The 18899-nt window shown below is 66.5% G+C and carries 18 protein-coding genes; 5 read left to right on the top strand and 13 right to left on the bottom strand.

Going from position 1 to position 18899, the window contains the following annotated elements; all coding sequences use genetic code 11:
* The first annotated feature begins 15 nt into the window (after positions 1-15).
* Positions 16-1320 (top strand): dienelactone hydrolase, encoded by a 1305-nt coding sequence (locus tag AAFM92_15045; GenBank protein ID MEL7301697.1) that lies wholly within the window; start codon positions 16-18, stop codon positions 1318-1320.
* Between the two features lie 7 nt (positions 1321-1327).
* On the opposite strand, the gene AAFM92_15040 is transcribed toward AAFM92_15045, so the two are convergent.
* From AAFM92_15040 to AAFM92_14995, 10 genes are all read right to left on the bottom strand, one after another.
* Positions 1328-2293 carry an NADPH:quinone reductase gene (locus tag AAFM92_15040; protein ID MEL7301696.1) on the bottom strand — a complete coding sequence of 322 codons (966 nt, stop codon included), beginning with the start codon at positions 2291-2293 and terminating at the stop codon, positions 1328-1330.
* Between the two features lie 54 nt (positions 2294-2347).
* The gene (locus tag AAFM92_15035; protein MEL7301695.1) at positions 2348-3172 is read right to left on the bottom strand and encodes an ABC transporter ATP-binding protein; all 825 of its coding nucleotides are present in this window, start codon (positions 3170-3172) and stop codon (positions 2348-2350) included.
* Positions 3169-4329, bottom strand: coding sequence for a patatin-like phospholipase family protein (locus AAFM92_15030; GenBank protein MEL7301694.1), 1161 nt, complete (start codon positions 4327-4329; stop codon positions 3169-3171). Before AAFM92_15030 ends, AAFM92_15035 begins: the two co-directional genes overlap by 4 nt.
* 56 nt (positions 4330-4385) lie before the next feature.
* Positions 4386-5681, bottom strand: coding sequence for an ABC transporter substrate-binding protein (locus tag AAFM92_15025; protein MEL7301693.1), 1296 nt, complete (start codon positions 5679-5681; stop codon positions 4386-4388).
* Between the two features lie 44 nt (positions 5682-5725).
* The gene (locus tag AAFM92_15020; protein MEL7301692.1) at positions 5726-6793 is read right to left on the bottom strand and encodes a branched-chain amino acid ABC transporter permease; all 1068 of its coding nucleotides are present in this window, start codon (positions 6791-6793) and stop codon (positions 5726-5728) included.
* Complete coding sequence (locus AAFM92_15015; protein MEL7301691.1) at positions 6793-7035, bottom strand: hypothetical protein; 243 nt, start codon at positions 7033-7035, stop codon at positions 6793-6795. The genes AAFM92_15020 and AAFM92_15015 overlap by 1 nt, the downstream gene beginning before the upstream one ends.
* Entirely contained in the window at positions 7035-7205 is a 171-nt protein-coding gene (locus tag AAFM92_15010; protein ID MEL7301690.1) for a hypothetical protein, read from the bottom strand. Before AAFM92_15010 ends, AAFM92_15015 begins: the two co-directional genes overlap by 1 nt.
* Before the next feature lie 212 nt (positions 7206-7417).
* Positions 7418-8371 (bottom strand): branched-chain amino acid ABC transporter permease, encoded by a 954-nt coding sequence (locus AAFM92_15005; protein MEL7301689.1) that lies wholly within the window; start codon positions 8369-8371, stop codon positions 7418-7420.
* A 22-nt stretch (positions 8372-8393) separates the two neighbouring features.
* Complete coding sequence (locus tag AAFM92_15000) at positions 8394-9209, bottom strand: ABC transporter ATP-binding protein (protein MEL7301688.1); 816 nt, start codon at positions 9207-9209, stop codon at positions 8394-8396.
* Between the two features lie 126 nt (positions 9210-9335).
* Positions 9336-11312, bottom strand: a complete 1977-nt coding sequence (locus AAFM92_14995) for an AMP-binding protein (protein ID MEL7301687.1) — start codon at positions 11310-11312, stop codon at positions 9336-9338.
* Positions 11313-11610: 298 nt separating this feature from the next.
* Here AAFM92_14995 and AAFM92_14990 point away from each other — a divergent pair, with 298 nt between their 5' ends.
* A complete protein-coding gene (locus AAFM92_14990) occupies positions 11611-12123 on the top strand; it encodes a DUF2087 domain-containing protein (GenBank protein ID MEL7301686.1) in 513 nt (170 codons plus the stop codon).
* 49 nt (positions 12124-12172) lie between these two features.
* On the top strand, positions 12173-12571 hold the full coding sequence (locus tag AAFM92_14985) for an STAS/SEC14 domain-containing protein (protein MEL7301685.1): 399 nt from the start codon (positions 12173-12175) through the stop codon (positions 12569-12571).
* Between the two features lie 90 nt (positions 12572-12661).
* Here the strand turns inward: AAFM92_14985 and fdhF are convergent, their stop codons facing one another.
* Positions 12662-15454 (bottom strand): formate dehydrogenase subunit alpha, encoded by a 2793-nt coding sequence (gene fdhF / locus AAFM92_14980; protein MEL7301684.1) that lies wholly within the window; start codon positions 15452-15454, stop codon positions 12662-12664.
* 324 nt (positions 15455-15778) lie between these two features.
* Between fdhF and AAFM92_14975 the strand changes: the two genes are divergently transcribed.
* Both AAFM92_14975 and AAFM92_14970 read left to right on the top strand, forming a co-directional pair.
* Positions 15779-16423, top strand: a complete 645-nt coding sequence (locus tag AAFM92_14975; GenBank protein ID MEL7301683.1) for a histidine phosphatase family protein — start codon at positions 15779-15781, stop codon at positions 16421-16423.
* Positions 16424-16433: 10 nt separating this feature from the next.
* Positions 16434-17483, top strand: coding sequence for a saccharopine dehydrogenase (locus AAFM92_14970; protein ID MEL7301682.1), 1050 nt, complete (start codon positions 16434-16436; stop codon positions 17481-17483).
* Between the two features lie 123 nt (positions 17484-17606).
* Here the strand turns inward: AAFM92_14970 and AAFM92_14965 are convergent, their stop codons facing one another.
* A complete protein-coding gene (locus AAFM92_14965) occupies positions 17607-18335 on the bottom strand; it encodes an SDR family NAD(P)-dependent oxidoreductase (protein ID MEL7301681.1) in 729 nt (242 codons plus the stop codon).
* On the bottom strand, positions 18335-18892 hold the full coding sequence (locus tag AAFM92_14960; GenBank protein ID MEL7301680.1) for a DUF3833 domain-containing protein: 558 nt from the start codon (positions 18890-18892) through the stop codon (positions 18335-18337). Before AAFM92_14960 ends, AAFM92_14965 begins: the two co-directional genes overlap by 1 nt.
* Between the last annotated feature and the right edge of the window lie 7 nt (positions 18893-18899).

The raw sequence follows: 18899 nt of genomic DNA, 5'->3' as shown, positions 1-18899 counted from the left end.
CCTCGGAGGAGCCCCATGTCCCATCTCGCCCGCGCAGTCCTCGTCCTCGCAGCCCTTCTCGCCGGAGCCCGAGCCATGGCTGAAAACCGGATCGATCTCATCCGCCCCGACGCGCCCGCGCTCGCGGCCCATGGCGACCTGCTTGTGGGCGTGCGGACGCTCACGCTCACCGATCCCGGCCGGATCGACATCCTGGGCGTCACCGAGGCCGCGATCCCCACCTATGACCGCCCGCTCACGGTGGAGCTCTGGTATCCGGCGGCGGCAGGAACGGTGCCCGGCACGACCTACGAGACGGTCATCCGCGACGGTCTCACCCCCGCGACGCTCACCGGCATGGCCACCCGTGACGCTCCACCCGCGGCAGAGGGGAGCTTCCCCGTCGTCGTCATCTCCCACGGCTATCCGGGCAACCGGATGCTCATGGCCCATCTGGGCGAAAACCTCGCCTCGAAGGGCTACGTCACCGTCTCCATTGACCACACCGACAGCACCTATTCGGATCAGGCCGCCTTCGGCTCCACCCTCGTGAACCGCCCGCTCGACCAGCGCTTCGTCCTTGACCAGATGGGCGAGGCCGCCGTCGTGGGCGCGGATATCGCTGCCATCGCCGACACTTCGAGCGCCGCCGTCATCGGCTATTCCATGGGCGGCTACGGCGCGCTCATCTATGGAGGCGCGGGGGTGACGCAAGCCTCCACCGAATACGCATGGGGCGCGCCGCGCGGCCTCCTCGGCGCCCATCTTGCGGGCTCCGAGAGCCATGCCGCGCTTGCAGACGACCCGCGCCTCAAGGCCGTCATCGCCATCGGCCCCTGGGGCCGCAATACGGGCTTCTGGGATGCCGAGGGCATGGCAGGCTTTTCCCGCCCGCTGATGGTCATGGCCGGCAGCATGGACGACGTCTCGATCTACTCGGCCATGCGCGCCATCTTCGAGGAGGCCACGGGCACCGAGCGCCACCTCCTCACCTTCAACCACGCCAATCACAACGCCGCAGCCCCCATGCCAGCGCCGCTTGAAAGCTTCGCGCCGGTCGACACGCTCGATTTCATCCCTTTCGAGCACTATGCCGATGCCGTCTGGGACACGACGCGCATGAACAACATCGCCCAGCATTTCGCCACCGCCTTCCTCGACCTCCATCTCAAGGGCGAAGAAGGGCGCGCCGCCCTCCTCGATCTCGTCGAGGTCTCGGACGAGGGGGTGGTCTCGCTCAACGAAGACGGCAGCGAGGCCGAAGACCATACCTATTGGGAGGGGTTCGCCCCCCGCACGGCGCTCGGTCTGCGTTTCGAGACGCGGGCGGCGGGCCAGTAGCCGGGCGTCAGCCGTCTGGCATCTCGAGGACCACGGTCCCGAGCTTCTCGCCTGTCGCCACGCGGTCATGGGCCGCGGCGATATCCTCCAGACCGCCACCGGGGACGACCGCGTGGCGCAGTGCCCCTGCCGCGAGCCACGCATTGAGCGCCTCCGTCCCCCGGGCGCGGTCGGCGCCCGCGAGCTGGTAGACGATCAGCATCCGCAAGGTGATGTTCTTGAACATGAGCGGGTAGAACTGGAGCTCCGGCACCATGCGGGAGGCCGAGGCATAGCTCGCCACGACACCGCCGGGCTTCAGGCAGGCCACCGCCACCGTCTGGTTGGCGGCGAAATCCACGTCCACGATCCTGTCGAGCCCCGCCTCGCCCGTCAGGTCCATCACCGCTTCCGGGACATCCGCGTCGCGGTAGTTGATCCAGTCCGCGCATGTCGAATGGGCCGCCTTCTCGGCGGAGGAGACCGTGGTGATCACACGTGCGCCCAGGAGCGCGCCCATCTGGCAGGCATAGCGCCCCACGCTGCCCGCCCCGCCCGTGACGAGGACGGTGTCGCCGGGCCCCACGCCGTCGAGCGCGTACCACGCCGTCATCGCCGGGATGCCGAGGCAGGCCCCTTCGGCGAAGCTGGTCCCGTCAGGCAGTTCAGCGACCTGTGACACCGGCAAACACACATATTCCGCCGCCGTGCCCATGGCCCGCTGCCAACCCGCGTTCCAGACCCAGACCCGCGTGCCCTCGGCCATGGCGCCGCCCACGACGACGCCCGCGCCATCGGAATGCGGGACCACGCGCGGATATGCCATCTCCGCCCCGGGCCGCGCCCCGGCCCGCAATTTTACATCGCTCGGATTGATCCCAGACGCGTATAGACGGATCAGCACCTCGCCCGGCCCCGGCTCAGGCACGTCCATCTCCCCCACCTCCAGCACCTCGGAGCCCGCGCCGAACCGCTCATACCACGCCGCACGCATCCTATCTTCCATTGGCCAAAAATACTCCGGGGGTCTGGGGGCTGGCCCCCAGGGTCAACTCAGCCAGCGCTTGCGGCGGCGGTAGGAGCGCACGTCGCGGAAGGATTTGCGTCCCTCCTCGCTGACGCCGAGGTAGAATTCTTTCACATCCGGGTTCTCGCGCAGCTCGGCGGCGGGCCCGTCCATCACCACGCGCCCGTTCTCGAGGATGTAGCCGTAATGCGCGAAGCGCAGCGCCACGTTCGTGTTCTGCTCGGCGAGGAGGAAGGACACGCCTTCGTTCTCGTTGAGCGATTTCACGATCCCGAAGATCTCCTCCACGAGCTGCGGCGCGAGCCCCATGGAGGGCTCGTCGAGCAGGATCGTCTCGGGCCGCGACATCAGCGCGCGCCCGATGGCCGTCATCTGCTGCTCGCCGCCCGAGGTATAGCCCGCTTGGCTTTTCCGTCGCTCCTTGAGCCGCGGGAAGTAGGAATAGACGAGCTCCAGATCCTCGGCGATCTTCGCCGCGCCATCGCCGCGCGTATAGGCCCCGGTCAGGAGGTTCTCTTCCACCGTCAGGTGCTGGAAGCAGTGCCGCCCCTCCATGACCTGCACGACGCCCCGCTTCACGAGCGCGGCGGGGTTCAGGGATTGGACCCGCTCCCCGCGGTAGACGACGGAGCCCTTCGTCACCTCGCCCCGCTCGTTGTGAAGGAGGTTGGAGATGGCCTTCAGGGTCGTCGTCTTGCCCGCGCCGTTGCCGCCCAGAAGCGCGGTGATCCCGCCCTTCGGCACGCTGAGCGAGACGCCCTTCAGGACGAGGATCACGTGATTGTAGATCACCTCGATGTTGTTGACGTCGAGGAGCACCTCCTCCTCCACGGCCATATCCTTCATCGTTCCACTCTCCCTTGTTCCAGGGCGTCCCTGAGTTCGCGGACGCTGAGCCACGGATCGGCCCGCTGCGCCAATTCCTGCCCGTGATCGAAGAGGCCTTCGGTCACGCAGCGCGAGAAGAACGCGCCGTCGGCGTCGCTGCACTCCGGCAGCTCCTCGATGGCCGCCGCGCGCAGCGTCCAGCCGTTGAGTTCAGCGCGCGCGAGCACGCGGAGAATCGAGGCGCGCATCCCCTCGTCCGTGAGGATCTCGAGGTTGCGCCCCACGAGCGACAGGAGCCGTGGCTCCACCGCGCTATCGGGGAACTCGAGGGTTCCATTGATGAGAAGGTAGACGTCCGTGCCGCCCGCGCCCCGGCGCGCGTTCAGTTCCTCGACGATCTCGTCGAGAAAGATCGCCTGCCGCACGCCGGCATCCACGAAGAGCCGGTCGTTGATCTTGCGCGGCGGGAAAAAGCCCGGGATCGCGGCGGAGGCGAGCGTGGCCTCCACGAGGCACTCTTTCTTTGAGTCCACCGGTTTGTCGGCACGCAGCAAGCTCGCGAAATCGAAGCGCTGGAAGCGACCCGTCTCGATGTCGGTGGCGCCGATGAGGAGGAGGCGTCGCGATTGCGTTTGCGCGATCAGCGCGTCCCAGAAATCCGTGCGCGCATAGAGCTCCCGCACCCGCCGCTCGAGGGGCGAAGTATCGAAAAAGGAGGTCGATAGGAGGGCCGTCAGGGTGCCGCGGCGGCGGAAGATGTCCTCGTCCCCGATCCCGGTGTTGCGCCTGAGGTCGGCGTCGAAGTCGGGGCCGAGGAAGGCCACGGGGGCCACGAGCGCGCCGGCGGATGCTCCGGTGACGATGTCGAAATCGGGCCGGTCGCCACGGGCCGTCCAGCCGGTCAGAAAGCCGCTGGCGAAGGCGCCGTTCTGGCCCCCCGCGGAGATCGCGAGGACGGAGCGGCGGGCGCTGTTTCTCGCCGCCATCGGCGCGGACATGGCATTTGCGATGTCATCTTCGAGTGCAGCGCCCATGCCGTCGCTCAGCGCCGCCGCCCGCGCGGAAGCATCCGACCCGCCGAAGGACTCGAGGGCCACGCAGGTGGGCCCCGTGGGGCTGCCCGTGGCGCAGGCCGACAGGACGAAGAGGCCTATGATGGCAAGGAGGCGCAGCATGGGAGGCAAGGCGTCGGCGGCGCGCGCATGAACGCGGCGCGCCGCCAGGGCCGAGATCAGCTCTCGGCGTTGCAGTCTTCGTTCACGGCCCAGGGCGCGTTCTGCTCGGCATAGTCGGCGGCAGAGGCGGCCAGGAGCTCGCGATACTCGTCCACGCGGGGCTTCAGAAGCTCGGAGGCGCGGTCGAACTCGGTACCGTTCCACTCGATCACCCAGCCACCGGCATGGCCGGTGTGGTTGGCGCAGGAGGTGGAGAACGGCGGGACCATGCCCTGCATGCCGAGCTCCTCGAGGCGGGCCTCGGTGATGTCGAGGTTCTCGAGCCCCCAGCGGAGCTGCGTGGCATCGATCATCGCGGTCCCGAACTCGGCCTGCGCACCGGCGATGGCCTCGGCGAGGATCATCGACATGACGAGCCCCCGCTGGTAGAACACGCCCTGCATTTCCTCCGGGTTCGAAAGCGTCTTGCCCGTGTCGACGACATGGGTCTTCAGCTCGGCCTGGATCGGCGCATCCTGGTTCGGGTAGGACCAGGAGATGGCCTTGTAGCCCGCGCCGTCCTCACCCACGAGGCGGAGGTCTGCGTCCTGGCCGGACCACCAGACACCGATGAACTGGTCCATCGGGTAGCGCGTCTTGACGGCTTCGGTGATGGCGCCCGCGTTCATCGCGCCCCAGCCCCACATCACGACGTAATCGGGACGCTCGCGGCGGATCTGCAGCCACTGGGAGGACTGGTTCTGCATCTCGTTGAGGCCCACCGGGATCGGCAGAAGCTCAAAGCCGTTGGCGGCCGCGAGGGCCTCGAGCAGCGGAAGCGGCTCTTTGCCGTAGGGATGGTCGAGATGGAGGAACGCGATCTTCTTGCCTTCGAGCGGCTCCTCGGAGCCGAGATACTGCACGATCATGTCAGCGGCATCCCAGTATCCGCCCGGCACGTTGAAGGCCCACTGGAAGGTGCGCCCGTCGGCCATGGGCGAAAAGCCGTAGCCAGGTGCCAGGATCGGGATCTGGTCCACATTGGTCTGCGGCAGGACCTGCAGCGTGATGCCGGTGGACCAGGGCTGCGTGACGATGGCTTCGTTCTTCGTGCGCTCGTAGCACTCCACGCCCTTCTCGGTGGAATAACCCGTCTCGCATTCCTCGAAGTCGATCATGACCCCGCCGATGCCGCCGTCGCGTGCATTGAGCATCTCGAAATAGTCGAGCTGCCCGTTCATGAGCGGGATCCCGGTGGAGGCGAAGGGGCCAGTCCGGTAGCTGAGATTGGGCACGTAGAGGCTCTCTGCCGCCGCGGCCACGCCGCTCACGGCCAGAGCCGCAGCCGCGGCCAGTTTGGTGAAGTGCTTCATTGTGGTGTCTCCTCCCTGAGACGAGTGTGGAGGGCCTGCCCGTTCTAGTGCGGGAATGGCCAGATGATGAGCTTTTCACGGATCAGCGCCCAGAGGCGGGCGAGACCGTGCGGCTCGATGATAAGGAAAAAGACGATGAGCGCACCCACGATCATGACGTTGATGTGCTCCACCGTCGCGGACTTGATCTCGAGCCCGATGAGGCCCGGCACCGTGTTGAGCACGACCGGAAGGCCCACGATTAGGATGGCGCCGAGGTAATTGCCGAGGATCGAGCCCAGCCCGCCGATGATCGCGATGAAGAGGATCTGGAACGAGAGCGGGATGTCGAAGAGGTTGGGCTCTGCCGCGCCGCGCCACATGAAGACGAAGAGCGCCCCCGCCACACCCACGATGTAGGACGAGATAGCGAAGGCGGTGAGCTTCGAGCGCATCAGATTGATGCCGATGAGCTCTGCGGCGATGTCCATGTCCCGCGTGGCTTTCCATGTCCGGCCGAGGGTCCCGCGGGTGAGGTTGATGCAAAGCATCGTCATGACCGTGACGATGCCGAGGATCACGTAGTACTGCGTCATCGAGGTGGCCTGCGGCCCGGTGACGAAGATGCCGAACGTGTCGAGATTGGGCACCTGGATCGCGCCGGAGGCGTTGTAGTTATAGAGCCAGGCCCATTTCTCGAAGAGCCAGACGAGGAAGAACTGCGCGGCGAGCGTGGCGATGGCGAGGTAGAAGCCCTTGATGCGCAGGGAGGGGATACCGAAGATCACGCCGATCCCGGCGCTGAAGACACCCGAGGCGAGGATGGCGAGGATCGGGTCCATGACCTCGATGAGCTTGTAGCAGGCATAGGCCCCCACCCCCATGAAGGCCGCGGTGCCGAGGCTGAGCTGCCCGGCGTACCCGGTGAGGATATTGAGCCCCATCGCCGCGAGCGAATAGATCAGGATGGGGATGAGCAGCGTCTGGAAGGTGAATTCCGACGCCGTCATCGGGAAGATCACCCAGGCGAAGACGAGGATGACCCCGAGGAGAAACGCATCCTGCCGGACCGGGAAAAGCGCTTGGTCGGCGCGGTAGGTCGTCTTGAACTGTCCAGCGGTCCTGTAAAGCATCAGAGGGTCCTTCCCGTCCAGAAAGCCAGCACGCTCAGCGCGGCGCAGAGGAGCGCCACCGCACCGTAGAAAACCATCGCGAAGCGCGCGTCAGGCGCCCCGAGGCTGTCGGCGCCGCGAAAGGCCAGATCGTCCTGCGCCACGGTAAAGAGCAGGATGGCCAGACCGGCACAGAGGGCGAGCCCGATCCCGGCGCAGAGCCACGCGACGCGCCAGGCGCGGTGAAGGGCGGATGCGGGCATCACTTCCCCTCCATCTGCTTGATCCGCAGATAGGCCACGGCGGCGCAGAGCGCACCGAGGATCACGGAGGTGGTCACCTGCCCCGTGGCCCCATCCTGGAACGCCAGCCAGCCGATGATGGCGTTGGCCACGACCCCGAGAAGCAGAAGGATGATCCAGACCTGTTGCATCCTAAAGCGCCCAAAATTTTTCAAAAAATTTTCCATGCGCGGCGGTGGCCGCTGGGCGGGAAGACTTTTGGGAAAAGTCTTGGCAAATTCCTTTGAAGGAATTTGGGCCGGGCCCGGCGCTCAGCGAGCCGAGGAGACAACCCTCTCCGCCCGGCCCAAGGCTTTTCGAAAAGCCGTGGACGCGATCTTGAGATCGCTTTGCGCCCGAGGCCTCAAACGCGCTCAATGATCTTCTCCCCGAAGAGGCCCTGGGGCCGGAAGAGCAGCACCACGAGCGCCAGCACGTAGGCAAACCATGCCTCGGTGCCGCCGCCGAGGAGCGGCTGGCCCCAGTAGATCTCGAAGAGCTTCTCGAGCATCCCGATCATGAGCCCGCCCACGATGGCGCCCGTGATCGACTCGAGCCCGCCCAGCATCAGCACCGGGAGCGCCTTGTAGGCGATGACCTCGAGCGCGAAGGACACGCCCGCCCGGCTGCCCCAGGCAATGCCAGTGACGAGCGCGATGATCCCCGCGATGAACCACACGAGCACCCAGATTGTCTGCAGCGAGATGCCCACCGAGAGCGCCGCCTGGCTGTCATCGCCCAGTGCGCGGACGGCGCGGCCCATCCGCGTGTAATTTAGGAACCCGAGCAGCGCCACGACGAGGAGTGCCGCGACCACCACCGCCGTGATGTCCCGTTGCTCCAGGATCAGCAGCCCGCCGAAGGGCTCGAGGAGCACGGAGCCCGTGGGAATGCCCAGCTCCTCCGTGATCATCTGCTTGTTCTCGCCGCCGAAGACCGTCTCGCCGAAGCCAATGAGAAAGAGCGTGATCCCGATCGTGGCCATGAAAAGAATGATGTCGGGCTGGCCCACAAGCGGGCGCAGCACAACGCGCTCGATCGTGACCGCGAGCACGAGCATCACGCCGAGCGTCAACCCCACGGAGATCCACGCCGGTACGCCGGCCGCGTGAAAGCCCACGAGCGTCAGCGCGGCAAAGACCACCATGATCCCCTGAGCGAAGTTGAAGATCCGGCTCGAGCGGAAGATGAGCACGAAGCCCAACGCGATGAGCGCGTAAAGGATGCCCGAGACGAGCCCCTCCCACAGCACCTGCAAGAGGAAGTCCGGCGCCGCGAACATCTCGATCCAGGGCCCGATGAATATATCGTACATCAGCCGCGTCCTCCCATGACCGCCCTCATGCCTCGACCCCGAGATAGGCCTCGATCACCGTGGGATCGCTGCGCACCTCGACGGGCGTGCCGTCGCCGATCTTCTTGCCGTAATCCATCACCACCACGCGGTCGCTCAGGTCCATGACCACGCCCATATCGTGCTCGATGAGCGCGATGGTGGTGCCGAATTCATCGTTCACGTCGAGGATGAAGCGGCTCATGTCCTCCTTCTCCTCTACGTTCATGCCGGCCATGGGCTCGTCCAGCAGCAGGAGTGAGGGCTCGGCGGCCAGCGCCCGCGCCAGCTCCACGCGCTTTTTCAGGCCGTAGGGCAGCCGCCCCACGGGCGTCTTCCGGATGGCCTGGATCTCGAGGAAGTCGATGACCCGCTCCACGTGTTCGCGGTTTGCGATCTCTTCGTCGCGGGCCTTCCCCCACCAGACCGCCTGCGCGAGGATGCCGGCCTTCATGTGATTGAGGCGGCCGGTCATGACGTTGTCGAGCACCGTCATCCCCTCGAAGAGCGCGATGTTCTGGAAGGTCCGCGCCACGCCCATCCGCGCGACCTCGTAGGGCTTCATCGCGGGGCGCGGCTTCCCCTTGTAAAAGACCTCGCCCTCCTGGGGCGTGTAGAACCCCGAGATCACATTGAGCATGGAGGACTTGCCCGCGCCGTTGGGCCCGATGATCGCGCGGATCTCGCCTTCGTGGATGTCGAAGGAGATGTCCTTGATCGCCGTCACGCCCCCGAAGCGGAGCGTGATGTTCTTCATCTCCATCAGAACGCCGCCGATCTGGCGGCCGTCGGGGGTGGTGTAGCCTTGGGTTTGGTCAAGCATACTTTTGGTCTTTCGGCGATGGCGTGGCCTGGGGCCCCACACGCTCCGGGCCTGACCCGGAGCCTCCACCTTCCGCAGGGGAGAGGTCCCGGGTCATGCCCGGGACGGGAAATGCACGTTCAGGTCTCACTCCGCGGCCTCCAGCGTCTTCACTTCCACCGGCACGGTGGCGGCATCCATCAGCTTGAGCGTGGCCTTGATCGAGCCTTTGCGGCCGTCCTCATAGGTCACTTCCGTTTCCGTGCTCACGGTGTCGGAGCCGTCATAAAGCGCGGTAATGAGGTCGGCGTATTTCTCCTCGATGATCCGGCGGCGGACCTTGCGGGTGCGCGTCAGCTCGCCATCATCGGCGTCGAGCTCTTTATGCAAAACAAGAAACCGGTGGATCTGGCAGCCGTTGAGCATCTCATCCTCTGCCACCGAGCGGTTCACCTCTTCCACGTGCTCGCGGATCGTCTCGCGCACTTGCGGGTGCTGGGAAAGCTCCTGGTAGCCGCCATAGGCGATGTTGTTGCGCTCCGCCCAGTTGCCCACGGCAGTGAGGTCGATGTTGATAAAGGCCGTGCAGGTCTCGCGACCATTGCCGAAGACCACCGCCTCGAGCACGTTGGGGAAGAACTTGAGCTTGTTTTCCACGTATTTCGGCGCAAAGAGCGCGCCGGAGGCCATTTTGCCCACGTCCTTGGCGCGGTCGATGATCCGGAGATGGCCCGTGTCGGTCTCGAGGAAGCCCGCGTCGCCCGTGGCGACCCAGCCCTCTGCATCCTTGGTCCCGGCGGTGCTTTCGGCGTTCTTGTAGTACTCCACGAAGACACCGGGCGAGCGGTAGTAGACCTCTCCGCTGTCGTCGATCCTGATCTCTACCCCCGGCGTGGGCGTGCCGACCGTGTCGGGCCGGACCTCGTCGTCCTTCTGCTGGGTGATGAAAACCGACGCCTCCGTCTGCCCATAGAGCTGCTTCAGGTTGATGCCGAGCGAGCGGTAGAAATCGAAGATCTCGGGCCCGATGGCCTCGCCCGCCGTGTAGCCCACGCGCACCCGGGAGAGGCCCAGCGTGTTCTTCAGCGGCCCGAAGACGAAGAACTCTCCCAGCGCGTAGATCAGGCGGTCGAGCGCGCCCACCGGCTTCCGGTCGAGGCGCTTCGGCCCCACGAACTTGGCGTGATCCATGAACTTCTTGAAGAGCCACTGCTTGAACTTTCCGGCATCCTCCATGCGGATCATCACCGTGGTAAGCTGCGTCTCGAAGACACGCGGCGGGGCAAAATAGTAGGTCGGGCCGATCTCGCGAAGATCGTGCATGACCGTGTCCGCGCTCTCGGGGCAATTGACGCAGAAGCCCGTCCAATAGGCCTGCCCGATGGAAAAGATGAAATCCCCCACCCAGGCCATGGGCAGGTAGGCCAAGACCTCGTCACCCACGCGCAGCCGGTCGAACTCTGCCGAGGCCCGCGAGGTCTCGATGATGTTGCGGTTCGAGAGCACCACGCCCTTTGGCCGCCCCGTGGTGCCCGAGGTGTAGAGCATCACGCAGGTGCTGTCGTAATCGAGCGCGCCCTTGCGCGCGGCGAGCTCCGCGGTGTCGCCCGCGGCACGCCCCGCCTCCTGTAGCTTGTCGAACTGCGTGAGCTTGGCGTGGTCGTATTTCCGCATGCCGCGCGGATCGAGGTAGACGATGTGCTCGAGCCCCTCGAGGCTCTCCTGGATGTCGAGGACCTTGTCCACCTGCTCCTGATCGCCCGCGATGATGAAGCGCGCGCCGCAATGGTCGAGGACATAGGCGATCTCCTCGCCCACCGCGTCTTGGTACAGCGGGACAGGCACCGCGCCCACGCATTGCGCCGCAACTATTGACCAATAGAGATAGGGACGGTTGCGCCCGAGGATGGCCACGTGATCGCCCGGCGCCACGCCGAGCGTCAGGAGCCCGAGCGCGAGGCCTTCGATCTCCCGCGCGGTCTCGGCCCAGCTCCAACTCTGCCAGATGCCGAGCTCTTTCTCCCGGTAGGCCGCCGAGGCACCGAACTCCGTCGCGTTCCTGTCGAGGAGCGCAGGCACGGATTGGAAACGGGGCGCTGGGGCGCTTGGGGTCGTCGCAGCCATCAAGGGTCTCCCTCGCCCTTGCCGCCTCTCTGGGCAACTTCCTGGGCGCAAAGTAGACAATGGAGGAATGATCTTGCGCGTCAAATTCTTTTTTTGAACGATCGTTCAATTAGAGGGTCTGGGCAGCGTGCGGCCCCTGCGCTAACCTGCGGTGCGGTCGGCAGAAACCGAGGCGTCGCCACCTCCCGCACGGAGGGCTAAACCTGCCAAATTTGCGACCCGGAACGCTTCACCTTGGGGCGCCGTGTCACCAAGGGCGACCAGTGACACGATGGCACGCGCCCTTCGAGGACAGATCATGACCCGGACAACACTTTCCCTGCCTGTCGAGGATGTCTCGGCCTTCGCGAGGGCGCTCGCGCGCGAACTCGGCGATGCCACGCCCGGCCACCTGCGGCTGATGCATGCCCTGGCCCGCGCAGCGGGCTTCGAAAATGTGCAGCACCTGCGCGCGCGCCAAGCCGCCGCACGCAGGCTCGCGCAGCCAGTATCTGCCATCGACGCGCGGCTCGTCGAACGCACGCTCACCCGCTTTGACGGCGCGGCACGCCTGACGGCGTGGCCCGCCAAACGCGCGGTGCAGACCCTTGCGCTTTGGGCACTCTGGGCGCGCCTGCCCCGAGGGGAGATGACGGAAAGAGAGGTGAGCCGCGCATTGGACAAGCTCCACACCTTCCAAGACGCCGCCACGCTACGCCGGGTCATGAACGGCGCCGCCATGCTGGAGCGGACGACCGATGGCACCGTCTATCGCCGGACGGGGACGCCGCCCCCGGAACTGCCCGTCCTCATGGCGCGGCTGCGTCGCTGACATTGCGGCAGCGGAGGCGGGTGCCCATTTAACGAGTGGAGGACCTGCCATGATCAAAGTCACCAAAACCGCCCAGAACCGCATCGATCTAACCATTCAGGGCCAAGTGGACAGCGCCGGCATGACCGAAGGGCTCAATGCCCTGCTCGAGGCCGCCGAGGGCATGGAGGAAGGCCGGATGCTCTACCGCATCACGGGCTTCGCGATGCCCACGCCCGGCGCCTTCGCGGTGGAGTTCGGCTACATGCCCAAGCTCTTCGGGCTCATCGGCAAGATCCGGCGCGCCGCCGTCGTGAGCGATCAGGCCTGGATCCGCACCGCTGCCGAGATCGAGGGCGCGATCATACCAGGGCTCTCGATCCGGGCCTTCGAGCCCGGGCAGGAGGCCTCGGCCGAGGCCTGGCTCGCCGAGGACGGGGGCGATGCCTCCGAAAACGTGCCGGTCTAGGGGCAGAAAGAAAGCCCTGCGAAGGGCTTTGAAGCGGATGGGTCCGGCGCGGCGAAGAAGGCGTGCCCAATCGCCTTCGAGGGCGCTTCCTTACTCCGCCGCGATCTTCCGCTCGACGGGCTCCGCACGGACCGCCGAGTACTTGAATTCGGGGATCTTGCCGTAGGGGTCGATCGCCGGGTTCGTGAGGATATTGGCCGCCGCCTCCACGTAGGCGAAGGGCAGGAAAACCATGTCCGGCGCCACCGCCCGGTCGGCCCGCGCCATGATCTCGATGGAGCCCCGCTTCGTCGTGAGCCGGATCATGTCCCCCGGCTCCATCCCCAGCTGCCTGAGCGTGCCGGGGTGCAGCGTGCAATTGGCCTCGGGCTCCACCGCGTCGAGCACCCGCGCGCGCCGCGTCATGGAGCCCGTGTGCCAATGCTCGAGCTGCCGCCCCGTCGTCAGGATCATGGGGAAGTCTGCATCGGGCGTGTCATCGGGCGGGATGACTGAGGCGGGCGTGAACCGCGCGCGCCCCTCGGGCCGCGGGAAGCCGTCGCCGAACACCACTGTCTGCCCGGGATCATCGGGCGCGAGCGACGGGTAGGTCACGGCCTCTCCTTCGAGCCGCGCCCAGGTGATGTTGGAAAGCGAGGCCATGTTGAGCGTCATCTCGTGGAACACCTCGCGCGGATGCGTGTAGGTCCAGGGCAATCCGCAGCGCTTGGCGAGCTCCACCTGGATCCACCAGTCCTCGCGCGCCTCGCCGGGCGGCGCCACGGCGGGCCGCACCATCTGCACGGTGCGGTTCGTGTTCGAGACGGTGCCTGCCTTCTCGTAGAGCGAGGAGGCGGGCAGGATCACATCGGCATAGTTCGCCGTTTCGGTGACGAAGATGTCCTGCACGACGAGGTGATCGAGCTTGGCGAGCGCGGCCCGCGCATGGGCCACGTCGGGGTCCGACATGGCCGGGTTCTCGCCCAGGATATACATCGCCTTGATCTGGTCCTCGTGGACCGCGTCCATGATCTCGGTGACCGTGAGCCCCTTCTCGCTCGAGAAATCCTCCGTCCCCCAGACCTCCGTGAAGGCCGAGCGGACGCCGTCATCCATGACGCTCTGATAGTCCGGCAGGAACATCGGGATGAGCCCGGCATCGGAGGCGCCCTGCACGTTGTTTTGCCCCCGGAGCGGGTGGAGCCCGGTCCCCGGGCGCCCCACATGCCCGCACATGAGCGCCAGCGAGATCAGGCAGCGCGAATTGTCGGTGCCGTGGATGTGCTGGCTCACGCCCATGCCCCAGAAGATCATGCCGGCCTGCGATGTGGCCCAGTCCCGCGCGACGGCACGGACCGTCTCCGGAGCGATCCCCGTCAGATGCGCCATGTCCTCGGGCGCAAAGCCCGACAGATGCGCCTTCTCGGCCTCCCAGTTCTCGGTATAGGCCTCGATGTACTGCGCGTCGTAGAGCCCCTCCTCCACGATGACGTGCATGATCGAATTGAGCAACGCCACATCCGCTCCAGGCCGAAACTGCACCATGTGCGTGGCAAACCGGCTGAGCGCCTGTCCGCGCGGATCCATCACGACAAGCTTGCCGCCGCGCTTGGCGAACTGCTTGAAATACGTCGCCGCGACCGGGTGGTTCTCCAGCGGGTTGGCCCCGATCACGATGGCCACGTCCGCGTTCTCGATCTCGTTGAAGGTGGCCGTGACAGCGCCCGAGCCCACGTTTTCGATGAGCGCGGCCACCGAGGAGGCGTGACACAGCCGCGTGCAATGATCGACGTTGTTGTGGCCGAATCCCTGCCGGATGAATTTCTGGAAAAGGTAGGCCTCCTCGTTGGTGCACTTGGCCGAGCCGAAACCCGCCACCTCGCGCCCCCGACCGCGAAGCCCGCCGGCGGCGATGTCGAGCGCCTCGTCCCAGCTCGCCTCGCGGAACACCTCTCCCCAATTGCCGGGATCGACGTTGAGCCCCTTCGGCACGCCCGCCCGGCGGACAAGGGGCACGGTGAGCCTGTGCCCGTGATGGATGTAGTCGTAGCCGAACCGACCCTTCACGCAGAGCCGCCCCTCGTTGGCCGGGCCGTTGATACCCTCGACATACTTGACGCGCCCGTCCTTCACCTTGATCGAGATCTGGCAGCCGACGCCGCAGAACGCGCAGACACTCTCGACGGCGCTGTCGTAATCCTTGCTGTCGCCCACGCCCGCACCCTCCGTCACCGAGGAGGGCATCAGCGCACCCGTGGGGCAGGCCTGGACGCATTCCCCGCAGGCCACGCAGGTGGAGGCGCCCATGTCGTCGCCCAGGTCGAACACGGGGTAGGCATCGGCCCCGCGACCGGCCATCCCGATGACATCGTTCACCTGGACCTCGCGGCAGGCGCGCACGCAGAGCCCGCAGGAAATGCAGGCATCGAGATTGACGGCCATGGCCACGTGACTGTCGTCGAGAAGCGGGATGCGCTCGGCCTCGAGGGTTGGAAAGCGTGGGGCGGCTTCGGTGCCCTGGACCCCGTCGGCCCCGTCTCCCGTGCCGCCCGCATCGGCCATTTCCCAGAAATGCGAGGAACGATCATGGGCCCGCTCGGGCTCCGGCTGGTCGGTGACCAGCATCTCCATCACGAGGGCGCGCGCCGCCTCGGCCCGCGCGCTCTGGGTGTGCACGACCATGCCCTCCGAGGGCTGCCGTATGCAGGACGCAGCCAGCGTCCTCTCGCCCTCGATCTCCACCATGCAGGCCCGGCAATTGCCATCCGCGCGGTAGCCGGGCTGGTCTTTGTGACACAGATGCGGGATCGTGAGACCGCCGCCCCGGGCGACCTCCCAGATCGATTGCCCCGGCCGCGCCTCGACCTCGCGCCCATCGAGCGTGAATGTGACTGTTTGTGCCATCAAGGCCTCCCTCCGACCCGACGATAGAGCATGGCACGGGTCTGGCGCGAGCCCCCGTATGCGACGGCGAAGCGGCGAATTCCGCCATGGGGGCCGTTCGCGTTTCCGATCGGAGCCGCGCGCCACTGGCCACGGCGGGAGCGAGGGGCCAGCCCCTCGCGCTCCCCGAGGTACGGGGCACAAAGAAACCGGGCACAAAAAGAAGCGGCGATGCGCGTCTTGGGGCTTCTTTGTGCCCCGTACCTCCCCCGGAGGGCCGCCGGAGGCATCCAGTGCTTGCAGCGCGCGCAGCCCTTTGAAAGGAAGCGCGGGAGGAGGCGCACCATGGGCGAGATCATCCTTGTCCGACACGGGCAGGCGAATTCGGAAGCGACCGACGAGGCGAGCTACGACCGGCTCTCGGAGCTCGGCCACGCGCAGGCACGGTGGCTCGGCGCGCACCTGCGGGAGACCGAGGCCGCGTTCGACCTCGTGCTCTCGGGCTCCCTGCGGCGGCACCGAGAGACAGCCGCGGGCATGGGGCTCACTCCGGCGCGGCTCGATCCACGGCTCAACGAGCTCGACTACTTCAACCTCTCGGACGCCCTTGAGCAGGCGAGAGGCATCCCGCGCCCCGATGGAACGGGCTTCGCGGCGCACATCCCCATCGTCATGGAGGCCTGGCACGCGGCCGAGATCCAGGGACAGGAGAGCTTTGCCACCTTCGAGACCCGCATCGCCGAGGTCATCGCCGAGGCCCAGCAGCCCGGGCGGCGTGTCATCTGCATCACCTCGGGCGGGGTCATCGGCATGGTGATCCGCCAGATCCTCGGTCTCGATCCCACGCGCATGGCCCATATCCTCCTGCCGATCTTCAACACCTCGATCCACCGCGTGGCGGTGCGACCCGAAGGGGCGATGCTCGCGGGCTTCAACGCGACGCCGCATCTCGACGGGCCCGAGCGCGCACACGCCAAGACGAATTACTGAGGAGGCCGCCATGCATCTCTGGGTCAGAGCCGAACCACGCGCCAACGAGGCCCGTGTGGGCCTTACGCCCGAGGGCGTGACCGCGCTCCGCTCGCGCGGCGCGCGGGTGACGGTGGAAGAGAGCGCGGCGCGCGCGATCCCGCTCGCGGGCTACCGGGACGCCGGCGCAGAAATCGCGGCCGAAGGCAGCTGGCCCGACGCGCCCGGGGACGCCATCATTTTCGGCCTAAAGGAACTGCCCGACGATGGCACGCCGCTCCGCCACCGGCACATCATGTTCGGCCACGCCTATAAGGGCCAACCGGCGGGCAAGGCCCTCCTCCGGCGTTTCCGCGCGGGCGGCGGCACGCTGCTCGATCTCGAGTATCTCACCGATGGCGCGGGGCGCCGGGTGGCGGCCTTCGGCTACTGGGCAGGCTATGCGGGTGCAGCCGTGGCGCTGAAATGCTGGGCCGCGCAGCAGCGCGGGGGCCTCGCGGGGCCGGTGCACCGCTACGACAGCGCCCCGGCCCTCCTGGCCGACCTGCAGGCGGAGCTCTCGGGGCTCTTCACGCGGCCCTCCGCGCTCATCATCGGCGCGCTTGGCCGGGTGGGCCGGGGCGCGGCAGACCTCTCGACGCATATGGGCGTGCCCACCACGCTCTGGGATCTCGCGGAGACCGCCCATGGCGGGCCGTTTCCCGAGGTGCTGGCCCACGATATCTTCTTCAACTGCATCCTTGCGCGCCCCGGCACGCCGGTCTTCGTGCCCGCATCGGCCAAGACCGCCCCGCGCAAACTCTCGGTGATCGGCGACATCGCCTGCGATCCCGATAGCGACTTCTCCCCGGTCAAGGTCTACGACCGCGTCACCCCGTGGGAGGCGCCAGCGCTGCGTGTCCACGAGACGCCCCCGCTCGACGTCACCGCCATCGACAACCTGCCCGCGATGCTGCCGGTGGAAAGCTCGGAGGATTTCGCGGCCCAGCTCCTGCCCGCGCTGCTGAAACTTCCGACCATGCCGGACGAATGGATGCGCGCCGAGGCGGAGTTTGAGCGGGCCTTGGCCGCGCTCGACTGAAAGGATTTTACGAATACCCTTCCAAGAGTTTTTGCGAAGGCTCTTGGATGTCGCGACCAACGACCGCCACGTGGGCCAAGGACCTTCGCAAGGTCCTTCCCAAAAGTCTTCGCAAGACTTTTGCTAGGAGAACACCCGGTAGTAGAGCCAGTCCGGCCAGAATTGCGAGAACCGGAAGAGGAGCGAAAATCCGTAGGGAAAGCTCCGCTTGAAGCCGCCCAGCTTCATGTGATCGAAGAACACCTTCGCCGCCTCCCCGGGCTCCATGATGAAGGGCATCTGGAAATCGTTCTTGTCGGTGAGCCGGGTCTTGATGAAGCCCGGGTTCACCAGCTGCACGTCGATGCCGGTATCCTTCAGATCCGCGTGCATCCCCTCGGCGAGATACATCACCGCCGACTTCGACGCGCCGTAGCCCACCGTCTTCGGCAGGCCGCGGAACCCGCTGAGCGAGCCCGTGATCACCACGTGCCCGGCGTCGCGCTCGAGCATCTGCGGCAGCACCGCTCCAATCGTGCGAAACGCGCCCATCACGTTGATCTCGGCCATCATCGTGGCCTTCTCGGCATCCCACTCCTGGGCGGCCATGGGCCAGTAGACCCCGGCCAGGTAGACGATCCCATCCACCTGGCCGATCTTTTCCACCGCGGCATCAACGCTTTCCTGGTCGGTGACGTCGCAGGCCACCGCCTCCCCGGAGCCCATCTCCTCCACCAGCTCCTCGAGACGATCCTGGCTGCGGGCGGAGACGATGACCTCCGCCCCTGCCTTGGCCATCTCCAGCGCCAGCGCCCGACCGAGCCCCTCGGAGGCACCTACGAGCCAGTAGCGTTTGCCGCGGACTTTGCGCATCAGCTTTCCTTCGGGCGCATGGTGGCCACGAGCTCGGCCACCTTGATGCCAAACTTGCGGAACTGGCTGCGGTTCATGATCGTCCCGTTCTCCACGAGATACATCCAGTCCGTGGTGCTGAGCACGTGCCCGCCGCTCTTCTCCGGCAGGCGAATGCTGTAGTTGAGCTGCACGGCATTGCCTTCCTGCCGGCCGGAGCCCTGGCCCACGAGGTCGTCCGCATCGGCCTTGATCGTGCCGTCATTGCCCAGCGTCAGCCGCCACTCGCGGTCCTGCACCTCGCCGCTGTCATAGCGGAAGGTTTCTTTCATGACGCCGGTATTGCCTTCCCACTGCGCGTCGAAATCTGCCACGAAGCGGGAGGTCACGCGGCCCGTGGGCCCATAGATCACACCTTCGCAGAGGATCGGCCCCTGCAGATGCTGACGGATGTCGAATTGCGGGCCCTTGGTGGCATAGTCCTGCGGCTTTTGCGCGGTGAACGACCAGCGCGTCGCGACGAGAAGTGACGCGCCAACCACAAGCGCCGCCCCCGCCAAGAGATAGATCAATTCCATCTGTTCC

This window comes from Pseudomonadota bacterium, from assembly GCA_038533575.1.
Taxonomy (GTDB): Bacteria; Pseudomonadota; Alphaproteobacteria; order Rhodobacterales; family Rhodobacteraceae; genus Shimia_B.
Note: the sequence above shows the minus strand (reverse complement) of the source record. Positions and strands in the feature narration are given on the sequence as shown.

Bases quoted from the DNA above. Each gene is read 5' to 3' on its own strand.
- AAFM92_14990 (MEL7301686.1), top strand. From the start codon at position 11,611: ATGACCCGGACAACACTTTCCCTGCCTGTCGAGGATGTCTCGGCCTTC.
- AAFM92_15040 (MEL7301696.1), bottom strand. From the start codon at position 2,293: ATGCGTGCGGCGTGGTATGAGCGGTTCGGCGCGGGCTCCGAGGTGCTG.
- AAFM92_15025 (MEL7301693.1), bottom strand. From the start codon at position 5,681: ATGAAGCACTTCACCAAACTGGCCGCGGCTGCGGCTCTGGCCGTGAGC.
- AAFM92_14970 (MEL7301682.1), top strand. From the start codon at position 16,434: ATGCATCTCTGGGTCAGAGCCGAACCACGCGCCAACGAGGCCCGTGTG.
- AAFM92_15045 (MEL7301697.1), top strand. From the start codon at position 16: ATGTCCCATCTCGCCCGCGCAGTCCTCGTCCTCGCAGCCCTTCTCGCC.
- AAFM92_15035 (MEL7301695.1), bottom strand. From the start codon at position 3,172: ATGAAGGATATGGCCGTGGAGGAGGAGGTGCTCCTCGACGTCAACAAC.
- AAFM92_15000 (MEL7301688.1), bottom strand. From the start codon at position 9,209: ATGCTTGACCAAACCCAAGGCTACACCACCCCCGACGGCCGCCAGATC.
- fdhF (MEL7301684.1), bottom strand. From the start codon at position 15,454: ATGGCACAAACAGTCACATTCACGCTCGATGGGCGCGAGGTCGAGGCG.
- AAFM92_15015 (MEL7301691.1), bottom strand. From the start codon at position 7,035: ATGCCCGCATCCGCCCTTCACCGCGCCTGGCGCGTCGCGTGGCTCTGC.
- AAFM92_15010 (MEL7301690.1), bottom strand. From the start codon at position 7,205: ATGCAACAGGTCTGGATCATCCTTCTGCTTCTCGGGGTCGTGGCCAAC.
- AAFM92_14960 (MEL7301680.1), bottom strand. From the start codon at position 18,892: ATGGAATTGATCTATCTCTTGGCGGGGGCGGCGCTTGTGGTTGGCGCG.
- AAFM92_15030 (MEL7301694.1), bottom strand. From the start codon at position 4,329: ATGCTGCGCCTCCTTGCCATCATAGGCCTCTTCGTCCTGTCGGCCTGC.
- AAFM92_14975 (MEL7301683.1), top strand. From the start codon at position 15,779: ATGGGCGAGATCATCCTTGTCCGACACGGGCAGGCGAATTCGGAAGCG.
- AAFM92_14985 (MEL7301685.1), top strand. From the start codon at position 12,173: ATGATCAAAGTCACCAAAACCGCCCAGAACCGCATCGATCTAACCATT.
- AAFM92_14995 (MEL7301687.1), bottom strand. From the start codon at position 11,312: ATGGCTGCGACGACCCCAAGCGCCCCAGCGCCCCGTTTCCAATCCGTG.
- AAFM92_14965 (MEL7301681.1), bottom strand. From the start codon at position 18,335: ATGCGCAAAGTCCGCGGCAAACGCTACTGGCTCGTAGGTGCCTCCGAG.
- AAFM92_15020 (MEL7301692.1), bottom strand. From the start codon at position 6,793: ATGCTTTACAGGACCGCTGGACAGTTCAAGACGACCTACCGCGCCGAC.